The organism is Herbaspirillum hiltneri N3, from assembly GCF_001267925.1.
Taxonomy (GTDB): domain Bacteria; phylum Pseudomonadota; class Gammaproteobacteria; order Burkholderiales; family Burkholderiaceae_D; genus Herbaspirillum; species Herbaspirillum hiltneri.
Map to the genome: position 1 here is coordinate 4,722,111 of NZ_CP011409.1, position 13,119 is coordinate 4,735,229.

Annotated in this window: 17 protein-coding genes; 1 reads left to right on the plus strand and 16 read right to left on the minus strand. The window is 59.8% G+C overall.

All coding sequences use genetic code 11. From position 1 onward, the window contains the following. Positions 1 to 82 precede the first annotated feature (82 nt). The 10 genes from F506_RS21260 to F506_RS21305 all read right to left on the minus strand — a co-directional run bounded on the left by F506_RS21260 (position 83) and on the right by F506_RS21305 (position 6,651). Positions 83 to 2,098, minus strand: coding sequence for a PAS domain-containing sensor histidine kinase (locus F506_RS21260; RefSeq protein ID WP_053200760.1), 2,016 nt, complete (start codon positions 2,096 to 2,098; stop codon positions 83 to 85). A gap of 155 nt (positions 2,099 to 2,253) precedes the next feature. Continuing rightward, complete coding sequence (locus F506_RS21265) at positions 2,254 to 2,727, minus strand: response regulator (protein ID WP_053200762.1); 474 nt, start codon at positions 2,725 to 2,727, stop codon at positions 2,254 to 2,256. A 108-nt stretch (positions 2,728 to 2,835) separates the two neighbouring features. Further along, a complete protein-coding gene (locus tag F506_RS21270) occupies positions 2,836 to 3,465 on the minus strand; it encodes a response regulator (RefSeq protein ID WP_029363191.1) in 630 nt (209 codons plus the stop codon). A gap of 243 nt (positions 3,466 to 3,708) precedes the next feature. Continuing rightward, positions 3,709 to 4,026, minus strand: a complete 318-nt coding sequence (locus F506_RS21275) for a BON domain-containing protein (RefSeq protein ID WP_053200764.1) — start codon at positions 4,024 to 4,026, stop codon at positions 3,709 to 3,711. A 124-nt stretch (positions 4,027 to 4,150) separates the two neighbouring features. After that, positions 4,151 to 4,528: a hypothetical protein gene (locus F506_RS21280; RefSeq protein WP_053200766.1), complete on the minus strand. Its 378-nt coding sequence runs from the start codon at positions 4,526 to 4,528 to the stop codon at positions 4,151 to 4,153. A gap of 81 nt (positions 4,529 to 4,609) precedes the next feature. After that, positions 4,610 to 4,822: a CsbD family protein gene (locus tag F506_RS21285; protein ID WP_053200768.1), complete on the minus strand. Its 213-nt coding sequence runs from the start codon at positions 4,820 to 4,822 to the stop codon at positions 4,610 to 4,612. Positions 4,823 to 4,898: 76 nt separating this feature from the next. Beyond that, positions 4,899 to 5,453, minus strand: a complete 555-nt coding sequence (locus F506_RS21290; RefSeq protein WP_053200770.1) for a ferritin-like domain-containing protein — start codon at positions 5,451 to 5,453, stop codon at positions 4,899 to 4,901. An 89-nt stretch (positions 5,454 to 5,542) separates the two neighbouring features. Then, on the minus strand, positions 5,543 to 5,854 hold the full coding sequence (locus F506_RS21295; protein ID WP_053200772.1) for a DUF883 family protein: 312 nt from the start codon (positions 5,852 to 5,854) through the stop codon (positions 5,543 to 5,545). Between the two features lie 362 nt (positions 5,855 to 6,216). Then, positions 6,217 to 6,423, minus strand: a complete 207-nt coding sequence (locus tag F506_RS21300) for a hypothetical protein (RefSeq protein WP_144424139.1) — start codon at positions 6,421 to 6,423, stop codon at positions 6,217 to 6,219. 33 nt (positions 6,424 to 6,456) lie between these two features. Beyond that, a complete protein-coding gene (locus F506_RS21305) occupies positions 6,457 to 6,651 on the minus strand; it encodes a hypothetical protein (protein ID WP_016833184.1) in 195 nt (64 codons plus the stop codon). 496 nt (positions 6,652 to 7,147) lie between these two features. On the opposite strand from F506_RS21305, the gene F506_RS21310 reads away from it, so the two are divergent. After that, complete coding sequence (locus F506_RS21310) at positions 7,148 to 7,612, plus strand: PA2169 family four-helix-bundle protein (protein WP_053200776.1); 465 nt, start codon at positions 7,148 to 7,150, stop codon at positions 7,610 to 7,612. Between the two features lie 75 nt (positions 7,613 to 7,687). Here F506_RS21310 and F506_RS21315 read toward each other — a convergent pair whose 3' ends face one another. The 6 genes from F506_RS21315 to F506_RS21340 form a co-directional block, all read right to left on the minus strand. Continuing rightward, positions 7,688 to 8,254 carry an NADPH-dependent FMN reductase gene (locus F506_RS21315; protein WP_053200778.1) on the minus strand — a complete coding sequence of 189 codons (567 nt, stop codon included), beginning with the start codon at positions 8,252 to 8,254 and terminating at the stop codon, positions 7,688 to 7,690. 84 nt (positions 8,255 to 8,338) lie between these two features. Beyond that, positions 8,339 to 9,064, minus strand: coding sequence for an ABC transporter ATP-binding protein (locus F506_RS21320; protein WP_053196739.1), 726 nt, complete (start codon positions 9,062 to 9,064; stop codon positions 8,339 to 8,341). 24 nt (positions 9,065 to 9,088) lie between these two features. After that, positions 9,089 to 9,859, minus strand: a complete 771-nt coding sequence (locus tag F506_RS21325) for an ABC transporter ATP-binding protein (RefSeq protein ID WP_053196741.1) — start codon at positions 9,857 to 9,859, stop codon at positions 9,089 to 9,091. Between the two features lie 39 nt (positions 9,860 to 9,898). After that, positions 9,899 to 11,116 carry an ABC transporter permease subunit gene (locus F506_RS21330; protein WP_053196743.1) on the minus strand — a complete coding sequence of 406 codons (1,218 nt, stop codon included), beginning with the start codon at positions 11,114 to 11,116 and terminating at the stop codon, positions 9,899 to 9,901. Between the two features lie 31 nt (positions 11,117 to 11,147). Next, entirely contained in the window at positions 11,148 to 12,077 is a 930-nt protein-coding gene (locus F506_RS21335; RefSeq protein ID WP_053196745.1) for a branched-chain amino acid ABC transporter permease, read from the minus strand. A 99-nt stretch (positions 12,078 to 12,176) separates the two neighbouring features. Then, a complete protein-coding gene (locus F506_RS21340) occupies positions 12,177 to 13,115 on the minus strand; it encodes a delta(1)-pyrroline-2-carboxylate reductase family protein (RefSeq protein ID WP_053200780.1) in 939 nt (312 codons plus the stop codon). Positions 13,116 to 13,119: the final 4 nt, after the last annotated feature.

The window sequence follows — 13,119 nt, forward strand, 5'->3', positions numbered from 1 at the left end:
GCAGCGTAGGACAATGCGCAAAGAAAGATTCAGGAAGAGGAATTGACGCAAACCGGCCTGCAGCAAGCGTGCAGGCCGGGGTTCAGACGTCAGCAACGGGCGCCAGCGGGAGACGTATCGAGATGATGGAGCCATTGCCGGGAGTCGAACGGATGACGACGTTGCCCCCGAAGAAAGTGGCGCGCTCGCGCAAGCCGCGCAAACCGTAAGTCTTGTTGTTGTCCTGGCGTTCCTGCGGAATGCCGACGCCGTTGTCGCGCACCGTCAGCGAGACCTGCTCCTCATCGACGTCGAGGATGACGTCGACCTGGTTCGCCTTGGCGTGCTTGGTGACATTGTTGAGCATCTCCTGCAGCATGCGATAGATCGCGATTTCCATCTCATGGCCGATGGTCACATCTTCATCGGGCAGGCTGGCCTTGCATGTCATGCCGGTGCGCTCGGCAAGGTCGTCGAGCTGTTCGGTGATGGCCGCCTTGAGGCCGAACAGATCCAGCATGTTCGGCCGCAGCTCGGTCTGGATGCGCCGCGTGGTGCTCACCAGCGAACTCATCAGTCCCTGCATGCGCGGCTTGCGCTCCTGCCACTTCTCGTCTTCGGGCAGGATCTTGTAGACGCTCTCCAGGTGCATGCTCAGCGCCGTCAGCGACGCGCCCATGTTGTCGTGCAGCTCGCGGGCGATGGCGCGCTTCTCTTCTTCGCGCACGGTTTCCAGGTGGTTGGTCAGCTCGCGCAACAAGGCGGTTCGCTCGACCACGGTCTTCTCCAGCTGCGCTTCGCGTTCGCGCAAGGAATCCTCGGCGCGCTTGCGTTCGGAAATGTCGGTGCTGATGCCAATCACGCCGAGGACATTGCCGGCCTTGTCGAACCACGGCACGCGCGTGGACTGATACGTGAAGACGCCGTGCTGCAGATGCAGCGTCTGCTCGATCGTCTCCGGCAAACCGTGCGCCATGACGCGCCTGTCATCTTCATCAATGCGGTCGGCTTCGTCGCGTTCGGCAAACAGCTCGCGGCTGGAGCGGTACATGGCTTCTTCCCAGCTCTTGCCAACCTGCTGCAATAGCGCCGGATTCGCAAACACCAGCAATCCCTGGCGATTCTTCACGAAGATCGGTTCGCGAGTGCTGTCACTGACCGCGGTCAGCAAGGAGTTGGCCTCGGCCAGCTTGGCCGCGCTCTGCATGCGCGCGCCGTATTCGCGGTCCAGCTTGCCGGCGAAACGCCAGAATACGAACACCACCAGCGCGCCGTCGATCAGGGTCAGGAAAGGCAGCATCAGCTGATCGGAATACAGCCCGCGCTCCGCCCCCTTGGCGACCAGCAGGTTGAGCAGCAAGATCAGGAACAGCATCGACGGCAGCAGGCGCCGAAGCATATTGCCTCCCGGCGCATGGCCGATGATGATGGACATCAGGCGGTGCGAAGGCCGCGCCATCAGCAAGGCTGCACCGAGCACCAGGAAGCCCAGTGCCGTCAGCAAGGGAATGCCGGTCGAATAGCGCAGGAAGGTCAGTTTGCTGATGCCGTACAGATAACCGACCAGCGGAATGGCGCTCAGACCGATCAGGATGAACGCCAGATATTCAGCCGGATAGTGGCCGCCGCGAATGCGCAGCTCTTGCAGCAACAGGATCAGCGCCGTGAGCAGGAAACAGCCGGCCGCCAGCGGATGAATCTCCGCGCCGAACGCGCTGCCCGCCATGGACAGTACCGGCAGCGCGGCATGCAGCAATTTCACGCCGAACAGATTTTGCAACAGGAAGCCCGCGCTCAACAGCAACAGCAACGTGGCAAGTACACGGGCAGCCAGCGCCAGCTTGCGGCTGGTCTTGTCGACATTGAGGCATTGCAGGTAAAGAGCTACGCCGGAGAGAATGAAGCCGGCCGCCGAACTGCCCTGGACGGCGATCAGGTCGGCCAAGATCTTGCGATAGCCGTCTTCCGCGTAGCAACTGCTGAGAACCACCACGCCGAACAGCGCGATGATCATCGCCAGACTCATGGCGGCGCTGATGATGCTGGCGAAATTGGCCTGGGTGGCGACGTAGTGCTCGAGCGAAGAACTCTCGCCGATATCGTTTCTGACTGACGTCATGTGCTGAAGCCCCTGATTTTTTCGTGGGCCGCGCAGCGAGGCGCGGCGGCATGCAGTGACATTATATTGGGTTGCGGCATCGTGGCATCGCGGCATCACGTCTTGGCGATGTGAACGCGACCTGAACGGCGGGGACGATATCCCGGAGAGAGAAACTAAGCTGGCGCGAATCCGCGCGATGGATTGTTTTTCCCCGACGCGCCACGTCCGCTGATGCGCTCGATCAGATTGCGCAGTTTGGTGAACTCCGACGATTTGTCAAAGAAGAACTGTACGCCGTATTGAACGCCAACGCGGCGATAGGTCGAGCTGACATGGTTGCTGAAGATGATCTTGAGTTCATCATGGCGGCGCTGGCCCGTGCGCGCCAGCGATTGCAGCAAGTGCATGCCGTTGCCCTGCTTGAGCTGGATGTCGAGGATGAGCACGTCATAGTTCTCGTTTTCCAGACGCGTCATCGCATCCTGTTCCGTCTCGGAATAGCCGGCCAGCATCACGCCGGGGATTTCGGCGAGACTCTCGATGATGAGGTCGCGCACGTCCGCCGAATCTTCAACCAGGAAGATCTTGAGCGGCGTATCCGGTGCATGCCCCTTCCTTGTCGCCAGTTCTTGCAGTGCATCTTCCATGATAACTATCCAAAAACGTCTAACAATCCACCATCAATGCGGCACACTGCCGCTCGTCTCCCGCCTCGCAATGCCTCGTCATGCCCCTTCCGGCCGGCAAGTCCGCCATCAGTCAATCAGGTTGTTCTTGATTGCGTAATAAATAATGTCGGCGTTGTTCGCCATGTTCATCTTTTGCAGCACACGTGAGCGATAGGTGCTCACGGTCTTGACGCTCAGGCAGAGTTCATCGGCGATTTGCGTCACGCCCTGCCCCTGCCCCAGCTTGTAGAAAATTTCGTATTCACGCTGCGACAAAGTCTCATGCAGCGGTTTTTCCGAATCAACCGGATCGGTGGTCAGCAGCTCGGCCACGCCGTAGCTGATGTATTTATGGCCGCGCAAAATCGTGTTGATGGCGCTGACCAGATCGGTCGCGAGCGCTTCTTTCTGTACGTAACCGCTGGCGCCGCTGCGCAATACCTGGACCGCATAGCGGCTTTCGGGATGCATGCTGAGCATCAGGACCGGCAGGTTAGGCTTTTCGCGCTTGATCTGTTTCAACACTTCAACACCGCTCTTGTCGGGCATGGCGATATCGAGCAGGACGATGTCCCACTCCTGGGTGCGCACCAGGCGAATCGCTTCTTCGGCCGTGCTGGCTTCGCCGCCGACTTCCATGTTCGGGATGTCGGCAATGAAATGCTGAACACCGGCGCGCACTACTGCGTGATCATCGACTACCAATATTTTTGTCATAGTTTTTACCAGCATCAAGGCAATGCTGCATATCTCTCATTGATCAGGCAAATGTGGTCAAACTGCCTGCGGTGCATGCACACCTGATGATTCTGCAGCCCGCCCGCCATTTGTTCAGAGTGATCCGGGAATCCGGACATCTTCCGCGGCTAACTATACCTCAACGATTGCAAATTTCGTACCATTTGAATGCACCTCAGGGAGGCGACCGCGTTCGCGGCAGCCTCCCTGCGGACGGACTACTTATTTCAGGCGCAGATCATTCTTGACCGAGGTCACGCCCTTGACGCCGCGAGCCAGTTCAGTTGCGCGGCTCGCCGCTGTTGCCGAACTGACAAAACCGCTCAGCTGGACCACGCCCTTATAAGTTTCGACGTTGATTTCAGTCGCCTTCAGGTTCGGTTCCTGCAGGATGGCAGTCTTCACCTTGGTTGTGATGACAGCGTCATCGACGTATTCGCCGGTGCCTTCCTTGTTCGGTCCGGAGGCGCAACCGACCAGCGACACCATCATCAGTGCGAGGAAAAAGCCTGTAATGCGTTTGGTCAAAGATAAAGTCATGATGGATCTCCTTGTTGGTAAATTCAATTCGTGTTGCCTGCGATTGTTTTATGGAGAAGCATCGCTACCTCTCCATGACCTTACTGTGATACTGGGTTGCTCAAATGCATCCGGGGGATACAGATTACTTGGCGTACTTGACCTTGGCGTCGGCCTGGCACTTGTCCTTGGCAGCACCGCTCATGGCGTCGCATTTTTCCTTGGCGGCGCTGTAGTTGGCGTCATTGCTGGTTTCTTTTGCGTCCTTCTTGGCGTCGGTCGACTTGCGCTTGGCCTTGGCGTCGGCTACGGCCGTTTCATGGGCAGCCTTGGCTTCCTTCTGGCAGACATCCTGTTCATTGCCCTTGAGCGGTTTGCACTTGGCCTTGGCGGTCTTGTAGTCCGCATCGGCGGCAGCAACGTCAGCCTTGTATTGCGATTTGACGGCATCTGCCGCGCTGGCCAGGCCATGGGCGCCCAATGCGGCGGAAGTCAGGATACAAGCGGCGATAATTTTTTTCATGAGTAACTCCTCTGGTTTTATTGAACGTTGGTTTTTTGCGCCGTCGTGCGGCAGGCAAGCGACTTCAGACTGCGGGAAGGATCAGTGACGCCAATCCTTGTGGCTCTCTTCGAAAGCCTTGATCTGCTTCTCGGTTTCGTCCTTGTTGATGCCGTAGACTTCCTGGATGCGGCCGGCCAGTTGTTCGCGCTTGCCGTTGATGGTGTCGAGCTGGTCGTCGGTCAGCTTGCCCCATTGTTCCTTGGCCTTGCCTTTGAACTGTTTCCAGTTGCCTTCGATGATGTCCCAATTCATGTTTCGCTCCTTTGTGGTGATGGCACGAATGCCGTGTTGATGGTGCACGCCCGGCTCACAGGCCGGACAGGCGCAGTCAATCGAGCAGGTCGCTCATGTCGTCGGCGTGTTCTTCTTCCTTCGCCATGATGGAAATGAGCAAATGCTTGGTGGTTGGATCGTCGTCGCCGATGCGTTCGATCATCTGGCGATACGTTTCGATGGCGATGCGCTCGGCGATCAGGTTGGCGCGGATCATCGACTTGATATCGCTGGAATCGTCGTAGTCCGCATGGCTGCGCTCGGACAGCTTGCTCGGATTGAAATCCGGTTCGCCGTTCAATTGCACGATGCGCTCGGCGATCTGGTTGGCATGCGCTTCTTCTTCCGCCGCGTGCTCCAGGAACTCGGCCTTGATCGGCTCGTTCTCCAGGCCGCTGGCGGTGAAATAGTGGCGCTTGTAGCGCAATACACAGACCAGTTCGGTCGCCAGCGCATCGTTGAGCATCGCCACGACTTCTTCGCGATTGCCCTTGTAACCCTGGGTCACCGCGCCGTCGCCGATTTTCTTCGCGGCTTCGCGCACTTTGTCGCGATCGATGTGAAACGGCTCACCTGAAATATGGCTGACCGTCGATGGTTTGCTTGACATGATGATGTCCTCTTATCCGGTTGGCTGGCTACAAGCAGCTATTGCTATTGCGCATGGTGCGCGGCTGTGGACCGTGAACAGGCGAACGCTCAGCGTTCACCGGTGCGCGACACGCACAGGCCGAGCAGCAAGCCGAGGCCGGTCGAGATCGCGATGGCGCGCCACGGGTTCGATTGCACGTAGTCGTCGGTCGTGGAGACGATCTCCTTGCCGGTCTGGACCACATAGGATTGAATGCCTTGCGCCTTGATGAAGGCGCGATCCAGGATTTCTTCACCCTTGGCGCGCAGGTCCTCGGCTTTCTTGCCTGTGGTTGCGGCAGCTTCGGTGAACAGCTCCTGCGCTTCCTGCAGCAGGACCTGGACGTCGCTACGGACGGTTCGCAATTTATCTTCGCGCATTTCTTGCCTCTCTTTCATGTTGGTTGTCAGCTTCAGCAGCGAGCGGCATTTTCTTGATGCCGGCGCTCAATCCATGAAGTACTGAAGGATGAGCAGCATCAGCAGAGGCATGCCCAATAACCAGCAAATCACCAGTTTTTCTTTTTCCATGGTTGCACCCGTTTCGATCGTTCTTGTGTATTGAAACGAACAGCTTGTCTCTTCCTTGCAATTCCCTTTGCTTCACTGCTGCGGTTACTACCTCGTTCCTTGCTTGCTGCCGATGCCGATAAGTCGGTAACTCAACGATACTGACGGTGGTGTGCAGCGGCGATAGGACTGCGGCTGATTACCTTGTAGGACAAGGCCGCAATCGGCTGTCGTCAAGGTGTTGCGTCCTGCGACAGGTCGTCCTTGACGGGCATGGCCGGCGTAACGACGTTGCCGCCTTCGCCTTCCCAGCGCTGCAATGCCTTGCGATGCAACCGCGCATCGCGGCTCGACAAGCGGTTGGCGCAGACATTCAGGACCGCGACGACAGCGGCGCCGGTCAGCCCCAGCGTGAGCAAAAGATTTCGTGTATTCAGCATGTCGGCTCCCTGTTCGTCATACGGTGGCGCGGCTCAGGCGGACATGTGCTGTTTGAGCGAACGCTTGATAAGCTGCCGCGCTTCACCCATCGTGCGCTGCACCTTGCCGGCTTGCTGCAATTGCGCGGCGTGGCGGAGGTGCGCCTTATCGTGCATCAGGGTCGCCAGGTTTTCTTCCAGGCGGGCCACGACGATTTTCATGTTGCCAAGCAGTTGATCCTTGTTCATGACGCGCTCCTCGGTGATTGGATGGATGAAGCAGTGGAACAGATCGTAGCAATGCCCCCTGGCAAGAGGTATAGGACGCCCGCCCATTGTCTTGTAGGACAAGATGAGAACCCTTTATGGACAAGGGTTTCAGCCGATCTGGCAGGAATATTTACCGGCATTCTCCCCTTGTCTCCTACAACAGATTGCGCAGGCGTCTGATGGCGGCTGCGCATCGTGGCGACTACGATGCATAGACGGATTTGCACGACGCTTGTGTTGCGTTTGTGTTGAATGCAACGGCTGTGCGCATCATCCCGGTCACCTGACCTCACTCTTGAACAAGGAACAAGCCATGGGTAAGTATTTCCTCGCCTGGATACTCGGCGTCCCTGCCTTCGTACTGGTGCTGATTTACTTTTTCCTGCACTGATTGCACTGATGCATCGGCACATACCAGCAGAAACACCAGAAAAAGAATATTTCTTTTCCACGCTTCGACTGAAAGGCACACATCATGAAAAACGACCGACTGATTGACACCCTGAACGACCTGATCCAGATCTCCAAGGATGGTGAAGAAGGTTTCCGGACCTGCGCCGAAGATGCCTCGGAACGTCAGGCCTATTACAAGACCCAGTTCCTGGAACGCTCGCAGGCCTGCGGCCAGACCGTGCTGGAATTGCAAAACCTGGTGCGCGCGCTGGGCGGCGATCCGGCCACGCACAGCAGCGTGAGCGGCACCCTGCACCGCCAATGGGTGAACATCAAGAGCGTCATCATGGGCAAGGACGATGAAGCCATCCTGAACGAGTGCGAACGCGGCGAAGATGCTGCCGTCAATGCCTATCGCAAGGCGCTGTCGGAGGACCTGCCGAGCGATGTCCGCCTGATCGTCGAACGCCAGTACCAAGGCGTGCTGGCCAACCATGACCGTGTGAAGGCATTGCGCGATCAGGTGCGCGCCAAGAAAGCGGCTTGAGCCTCTTGTTCTGCATGCAATAAAAAAGCGGCCTGCGGGCCGCTTTTTTATTGCATGAGCCGAACGTCCGAACGTCTATTTCTTGTGCTGCTTCAGCTGCAGCGCGAGGTCGTTCAGCGCGGTCAACAGCGTCCGGATGAATTCGCGGGTCGGTTCGTGCGTGAGCTTGCCGTCGGCGAAACGATCACCCGCGCCGCCGATCATGACTTCCGGCTTGTTCAGGAATTTGAGGTCGAGGAACACGCCGATCTGGCGCAGGTGATATTGCGCACGCGCGGTGCCGACGGCGCCGGGACTGGCGCCCATGATTGCCGCGGCCTTGCCGGCAAATGGTTGCTCCGGCGGACGCGAGGCCCAGTCGATGGCGTTTTTCAACAAGCCGGGAATGGAATAGTTATATTCCGGCGTGGAGAACAAGATCGCATCGGCTTCGGCGATCTGCTTGCGAAAACGCTCGACCGAAGCCGGCAATCCCTTGGCGCGCACATCGTCGTTGTACAGCGGAATATCTGAAATGTCGGCCTGGATCAGGCGCACGCCGGGCGGCAGCAATTCTGCTGCGGCATGCAATGCCGCCGTGTTGTACGAGCCCGCGCGCAAGCTGCCGGAAATGCCGAGGATGGTGATCGGGGTATCGCTCATGTCAGTGCCTTTTACGAAATGGAGGAAGGAAGGTAAACGCGGAAACACCGGACTATGCTACACCACGAGCCCGGGTTCCTTGTCCTACCCTTCCCCCAAATAAGCCGCCTTCACGCGCGGATCATTGAGCATCTCGCTGGCATTGCCACTCATGGTAATGAGTCCCGACTCCATCACATACCCGCGATGCGCCGCCTCCAGCGCCAGCTTGGCGTTCTGCTCCACCAGCAGGATCGTGATGCCCTGCGCCGACACATTGCGGATCACCTCGAAGATCTTCTCCACCATGATCGGCGACAAGCCCATCGACGGTTCGTCCAGCAACAGCAGTTTCGGATGGCTCATCAGCGCGCGCGCCATCGCCAGCATCTGCTGTTCACCGCCCGACAGCGTGCCGGCCATCTGGCTCGCCCGCTCCTTCAACCGCGGGAAGACGCTGAACCAGTGTTCGATGTCGCGGGCGATCTGCTGCTTGTCGTCGCTGGTGTAGGCGCCCATGAGGAGGTTCTCGTGGATGCTCATGCGCGTAAAGACGCCCCGGCCTTCCGGCACCATCGCCAGCTTTTGCTGCACCAGGTTGAAGGAGCTTTGCCCCTTCAGCGGCTGGCCGAGGTAGCTGATGTGGCCGCCCACTTTCGAGTCCGGCAGCGTGCCGGTGACGGCCTTGAGGGTGGTGGTCTTGCCTGCGCCATTGGCCCCGATCAGGGTCACCAGTTCGCCTTCGTTGACTTCCAGGCTCGCGCCCTTGACGGCCTTGATGCCGCCGTAGGCCACGCTCAGGTCTTCGATTTTCAGGATGTTCGTTGTCATTGTGATCTTTCCGTTTTCCGTCTCTTAATGACTGGCGCCGAGGTAGGCTTCAATCACGGCGGGGTTCTTCTGCACGTCGGCCGGCACCCCTTCGGCAATCGGCTTGCCGTAGTCCAGCACCGTCAACCGGTTGCACAGGCCCATCATCAGTTTGACGTCGTGTTCGATCAGCAGGATCGTCTTGCCTTCGGCCTGGATCTTGACCAGCAGTTCGCGCAGGCCGATCTTCTCGGTGGCGTTCATGCCGGCAGCCGGTTCGTCCAGTGCCAGCAGTTGCGGTTCGGTGGCCAGCGCGCGGGCGATTTCCAGTCTTCTCTGGTCGCCGTACGACAGGTGCCGTGCCGTTCTGGAGGCGAATTTGCCGATGCCGACGAAGTCGAGCAGCTTCTGCGATTTGTCCTTGATCGCCGCTTCTTCGTCGCGGGCGGCCTTGTGCCGGAACACGGCGCCGAAGACGTTCTGTTTCGTTCTGACATGGCAGCCGACCATGACGTTTTCCAGGACGGTCATGTCGCCGAAGAGGCGGATGTTCTGGAAGGTGCGGGCAATGCCGGCCTTGGCCACTTCGTGCGGGGCGCTGGGGCTGTAGGGCTTGCCGGCCAGCTCGAAACTGCCGGTGTCGGGCTGGTACAGGCCGGTGATGACGTTGAAGAAGGTGGTCTTGCCGGCGCCGTTGGGGCCGATCAGGCCGTAGATCTGGCCTTGTTCAATGGTCAGGCTTACGCCCGAGAGGGCTTGCAGGCCGCCGAAGCGTTTGCTGACGTCGGCGATTTTTAACAGGGTGCTGGTGCTCATGGATTCGTCCTCTGCTGTCTTTTCTATGCGCGTCGATGGTTATGCTTTGACGACACCGACGGCATCACTGCCATGCGGGTGGTCGGCTTCGGGCCGGTCTTCGTGGCGCGGCGAGGGCCACAGGCCGGCAGGACGGTTGAGCATGATGACCACCATGGCCAGTCCGTAGAGCAGCTGGCGCAGCACTTCGGCGTCGATCCAGACTTTACCGAACAGGCTCATCTGCACCGGCTCCACCACGTGGCGCAGGACTTCCGGCAAGGCGGCCAGGATGACGCCGCCGAGCACCACGCCGGGGATGTGGCCGATGCCGCCCAGCACGACCATGGCCAGCACCGCAATCGATTCGGTCAGGGAGAAGGATTCCGGCGAGACGAATCCCTGGAAGGAGGCGAACATGGCGCCGGCCACGCCGCCGAAGGAGGCGCCCATGGCAAACGCCAGCAGTTTCACGTTGCGGGTGTTGATGCCCATGGCCTTGGCGGCGATCTCGTCTTCGCGGATGGCGACCCAGGCGCGGCCCAGGCGCGAGTCTTGCAGCCGGATCGAGAAGAAGATCACGCCGATGCACAGCAGCAGGAAGAGGAAGTAGTAGGCGTTCACCGAGGGCATTGAGAAGCCGAGAAACTTGACGATCGAGCCGGAGCCGGGTTCGCCGGCCAGCGAGACGCCGAAGACGCGGATCGGGTCGATCAGGTTGATCCCTTGCGGGCCGTTGGTGATGTTGACCGGCGCATTGAGGTTGTTCATGAAGATGCGGATGATTTCACCGAAGCCCAGGGTCACGATGGCGAGGTAGTCGCCGCGCAGCTTCAGGGTCGGGGCGCCCAGCAAGGCGCCGAACAAGGCGGCAATCAATGCCGACAGCGGTACGATGATCCACAGCGACAGGTGGATGCCGGTCTGCACGATCTGCGGGCCGCACACCATCACGAGGAAGTTGCCCACCGCAGGGTAGGTGTTGACGAAGGATTGCAGCACGTCGGCGAACTGCGGCGAGGCCAGCAAACCGGCGGTATACGCGCCGATGGCGTAGAACGCGATGTAGCCCAGGTCGAGCAGGCCGGCAAAGCCCACCACCACGTTCAGGCCCAGGGCCAGCATGATGTACAGCAGGGCGATGTCCATGATGCGTACCCAGGAATTGCCGAACTGGCTGGCAATGAAGGGGAAGATGATCATGAGGATCAACAGCGCCACCAGGCTGATATTGGCCTGGCGCGGGTTGCGTTTCTTGTCGAAGCTGAGGAAGGCCATGTCGGTCTCTCTTTTTTAGTATCGGTTTGACTTAAGCGCGGTCGGCCACGCGTTCACCCATGATCCCGGACGGACGCAGTGTGAGCACGATGATGAGCACGATGAAGGCGAAGATGTCCTGGTAGTTGCTGCCCAGGAAGTCGCCCGTGAGGTCGCCGATGTAGCCGGCGCCGAGGCTTTCGATCAGGCCCAGCAGGATGCCGCCGAGCATGGCGCCGTAGATGTTGCCGATGCCGCCCAGCACCGCTGCCGAGAAGGCTTTCAGGCCGGGGACGAAGCCCATGGCGAATTGCGCGGTGGAGTAATTCGCGGCCCACATGACGCCGGCGATGGCCGCCAGCGCGGCGCCGATGATGAAGGTGACGACGATGACGCGGTTCGAATCCACACCCATCAAGCCGGCAATGCGCGGGTTCTCGGCGGTGGCGCGCATGGCGCGGCCCATCTTGGTCTTCTCGACGATGAGGACCAGGCCGATCATGGCGGCCAACGCCAGCAGCAACAGCATGATCTGGGTCGGCGAGATCAGCGCGCCGGCGATGTGCACCGGGTCCGAGGGCATGATTTGCGGGAACGGCAGCGGGCTGCGGCCCCAGATCATCATGGCCAGCGTCTGCAGCAGGATCGACACGCCGATGGCGGTGATCAGCGGCGCCAGGCGCGGGGCGTTGCGCAGCGGACGATACGCCACGCGTTCGATGATCATGCTGACGATCACGCACACCGGGATCGCACCAATGATGGCGATGATGAGCTTGACGATGCCCGGCAGGTCCGGCGCCACGTGCTGCACCAGCTTCAAAATGCTCAAGCCGGCCATCGCGCCGATCATGAGCACGTCACCGTGCGCAAAATTGATCAGGTTCAAGACCCCGTACACCATCGTGTAACCCAGGGCGATCAGGGCGTACATGCTCCCCAGAACCAGGCCGTTGATGATTTGCTGGATGAATATGTCCATATGTCTCCTAAGCTCCCTTTTTTCCGCCCTGCTTGTTGCGGAGCGGTTCTGTGTAAATTTGTGGATTGAATCTTTGCTTGATCGGTCTTCAGAACCTGTTCAGGATCTGCCTTGAAGCGTGTCTCGCGCCACGCGCGCCGCCGCCAGATCCCATGAAGCCTGGCCTACGGTCTTGAAGACCGGCAAACCCTGCGAAGGCTGAAGCTTTTCACCGCGACCAGCCAGGATGTCGCCGATGGCGCGTACGCGGCTCCAGTCGACGCCAGCCTGGATCAGGTCGCCGGCTTCATGCTTGGCGCCGCCGAGATCGTCGACGACGATGGTGCGTTCAGCCAGCAGCGCTGCCGGGAATTCCACCATGTCAGGCTTGAAGGCGCCGACGCCGATCGCCAATGTCTGTGGTGCAAGTCTGGCCGGAATCACCGCGGTGCGCGAGGTGGTCAGTGCGATCAGCACGTCGGTCGCGGGCACGTCTTTTTGCATGGCGTCAGCCGCCAGCGGACTGGCGACGATACCGTCATGACGCGTGCTGAGCTCGCTGCAGAACGCCTGCATGCGGGAAACGTCGCGCGCCACGATCCAGAATTGCGTGACGCCGAAGAACTCCACCAGTGCATCCGCATGCGCGGCGGCCTGCACGCCGGTGCCGATCAGCAGCGCCGATTTCGGCTTGGCCGGCGCCAGCGTCTGGATGCCGAGCAGCGTCATCGCGGCGGTGCGACGCGCGGTAACGGTCGGGCCGTGCAGCAAGGCGATGCGGCGACCGGTCTGGGTCTCGAAGACGATGACTTCGCCCTGGATCGCCGGCAGGCCGTGCTGGGCATTGTTTCCATGGACGGTGATCAGCTTGGTGACGCTGAGGTCGGCGCTGACGGCAGGCATGCTGAGCAGCACGCTGTTGGCGTCAATCGGCACCACCTGGCGTTCAGGCGCAGTGATGCGGCCATCGGCGAACTCTTGCGCGGCTTGCGCCAGCGCCGGCACCAGACGGTCGTACGGCAACGCGTCGGCGGTTTGTTGGGCGTCGAGAATATGCATCGAT

Excerpts from the sequence above, each read along its gene's own strand:
- F506_RS21260 (WP_053200760.1), bottom strand. The coding sequence starts at position 2,098 with ATGACGTCAGTCAGAAACGATATCGGCGAGAGTTCTTCGCTCGAGCAC.
- F506_RS21265 (WP_053200762.1), bottom strand. The coding sequence starts at position 2,727 with ATGGAAGATGCACTGCAAGAACTGGCGACAAGGAAGGGGCATGCACCG.
- F506_RS21270 (WP_029363191.1), bottom strand. The coding sequence starts at position 3,465 with ATGACAAAAATATTGGTAGTCGATGATCACGCAGTAGTGCGCGCCGGT.
- F506_RS21275 (WP_053200764.1), bottom strand. The coding sequence starts at position 4,026 with ATGACTTTATCTTTGACCAAACGCATTACAGGCTTTTTCCTCGCACTG.
- F506_RS21280 (WP_053200766.1), bottom strand. The coding sequence starts at position 4,528 with ATGAAAAAAATTATCGCCGCTTGTATCCTGACTTCCGCCGCATTGGGC.
- F506_RS21285 (WP_053200768.1), bottom strand. The coding sequence starts at position 4,822 with ATGAATTGGGACATCATCGAAGGCAACTGGAAACAGTTCAAAGGCAAG.
- F506_RS21290 (WP_053200770.1), bottom strand. The coding sequence starts at position 5,453 with ATGTCAAGCAAACCATCGACGGTCAGCCATATTTCAGGTGAGCCGTTT.
- F506_RS21295 (WP_053200772.1), bottom strand. The coding sequence starts at position 5,854 with ATGCGCGAAGATAAATTGCGAACCGTCCGTAGCGACGTCCAGGTCCTG.
- F506_RS21300 (WP_144424139.1), bottom strand. The coding sequence starts at position 6,423 with ATGCTGAATACACGAAATCTTTTGCTCACGCTGGGGCTGACCGGCGCC.
- F506_RS21305 (WP_016833184.1), bottom strand. The coding sequence starts at position 6,651 with ATGAACAAGGATCAACTGCTTGGCAACATGAAAATCGTCGTGGCCCGC.
- F506_RS21310 (WP_053200776.1), top strand. The coding sequence starts at position 7,148 with ATGAAAAACGACCGACTGATTGACACCCTGAACGACCTGATCCAGATC.
- F506_RS21315 (WP_053200778.1), bottom strand. The coding sequence starts at position 8,254 with ATGAGCGATACCCCGATCACCATCCTCGGCATTTCCGGCAGCTTGCGC.
- F506_RS21320 (WP_053196739.1), bottom strand. The coding sequence starts at position 9,064 with ATGACAACGAACATCCTGAAAATCGAAGACCTGAGCGTGGCCTACGGC.
- F506_RS21325 (WP_053196741.1), bottom strand. The coding sequence starts at position 9,859 with ATGAGCACCAGCACCCTGTTAAAAATCGCCGACGTCAGCAAACGCTTC.
- F506_RS21330 (WP_053196743.1), bottom strand. The coding sequence starts at position 11,116 with ATGGCCTTCCTCAGCTTCGACAAGAAACGCAACCCGCGCCAGGCCAAT.
- F506_RS21335 (WP_053196745.1), bottom strand. The coding sequence starts at position 12,077 with ATGGACATATTCATCCAGCAAATCATCAACGGCCTGGTTCTGGGGAGC.
- F506_RS21340 (WP_053200780.1), bottom strand. The coding sequence starts at position 13,115 with ATGCATATTCTCGACGCCCAACAAACCGCCGACGCGTTGCCGTACGAC.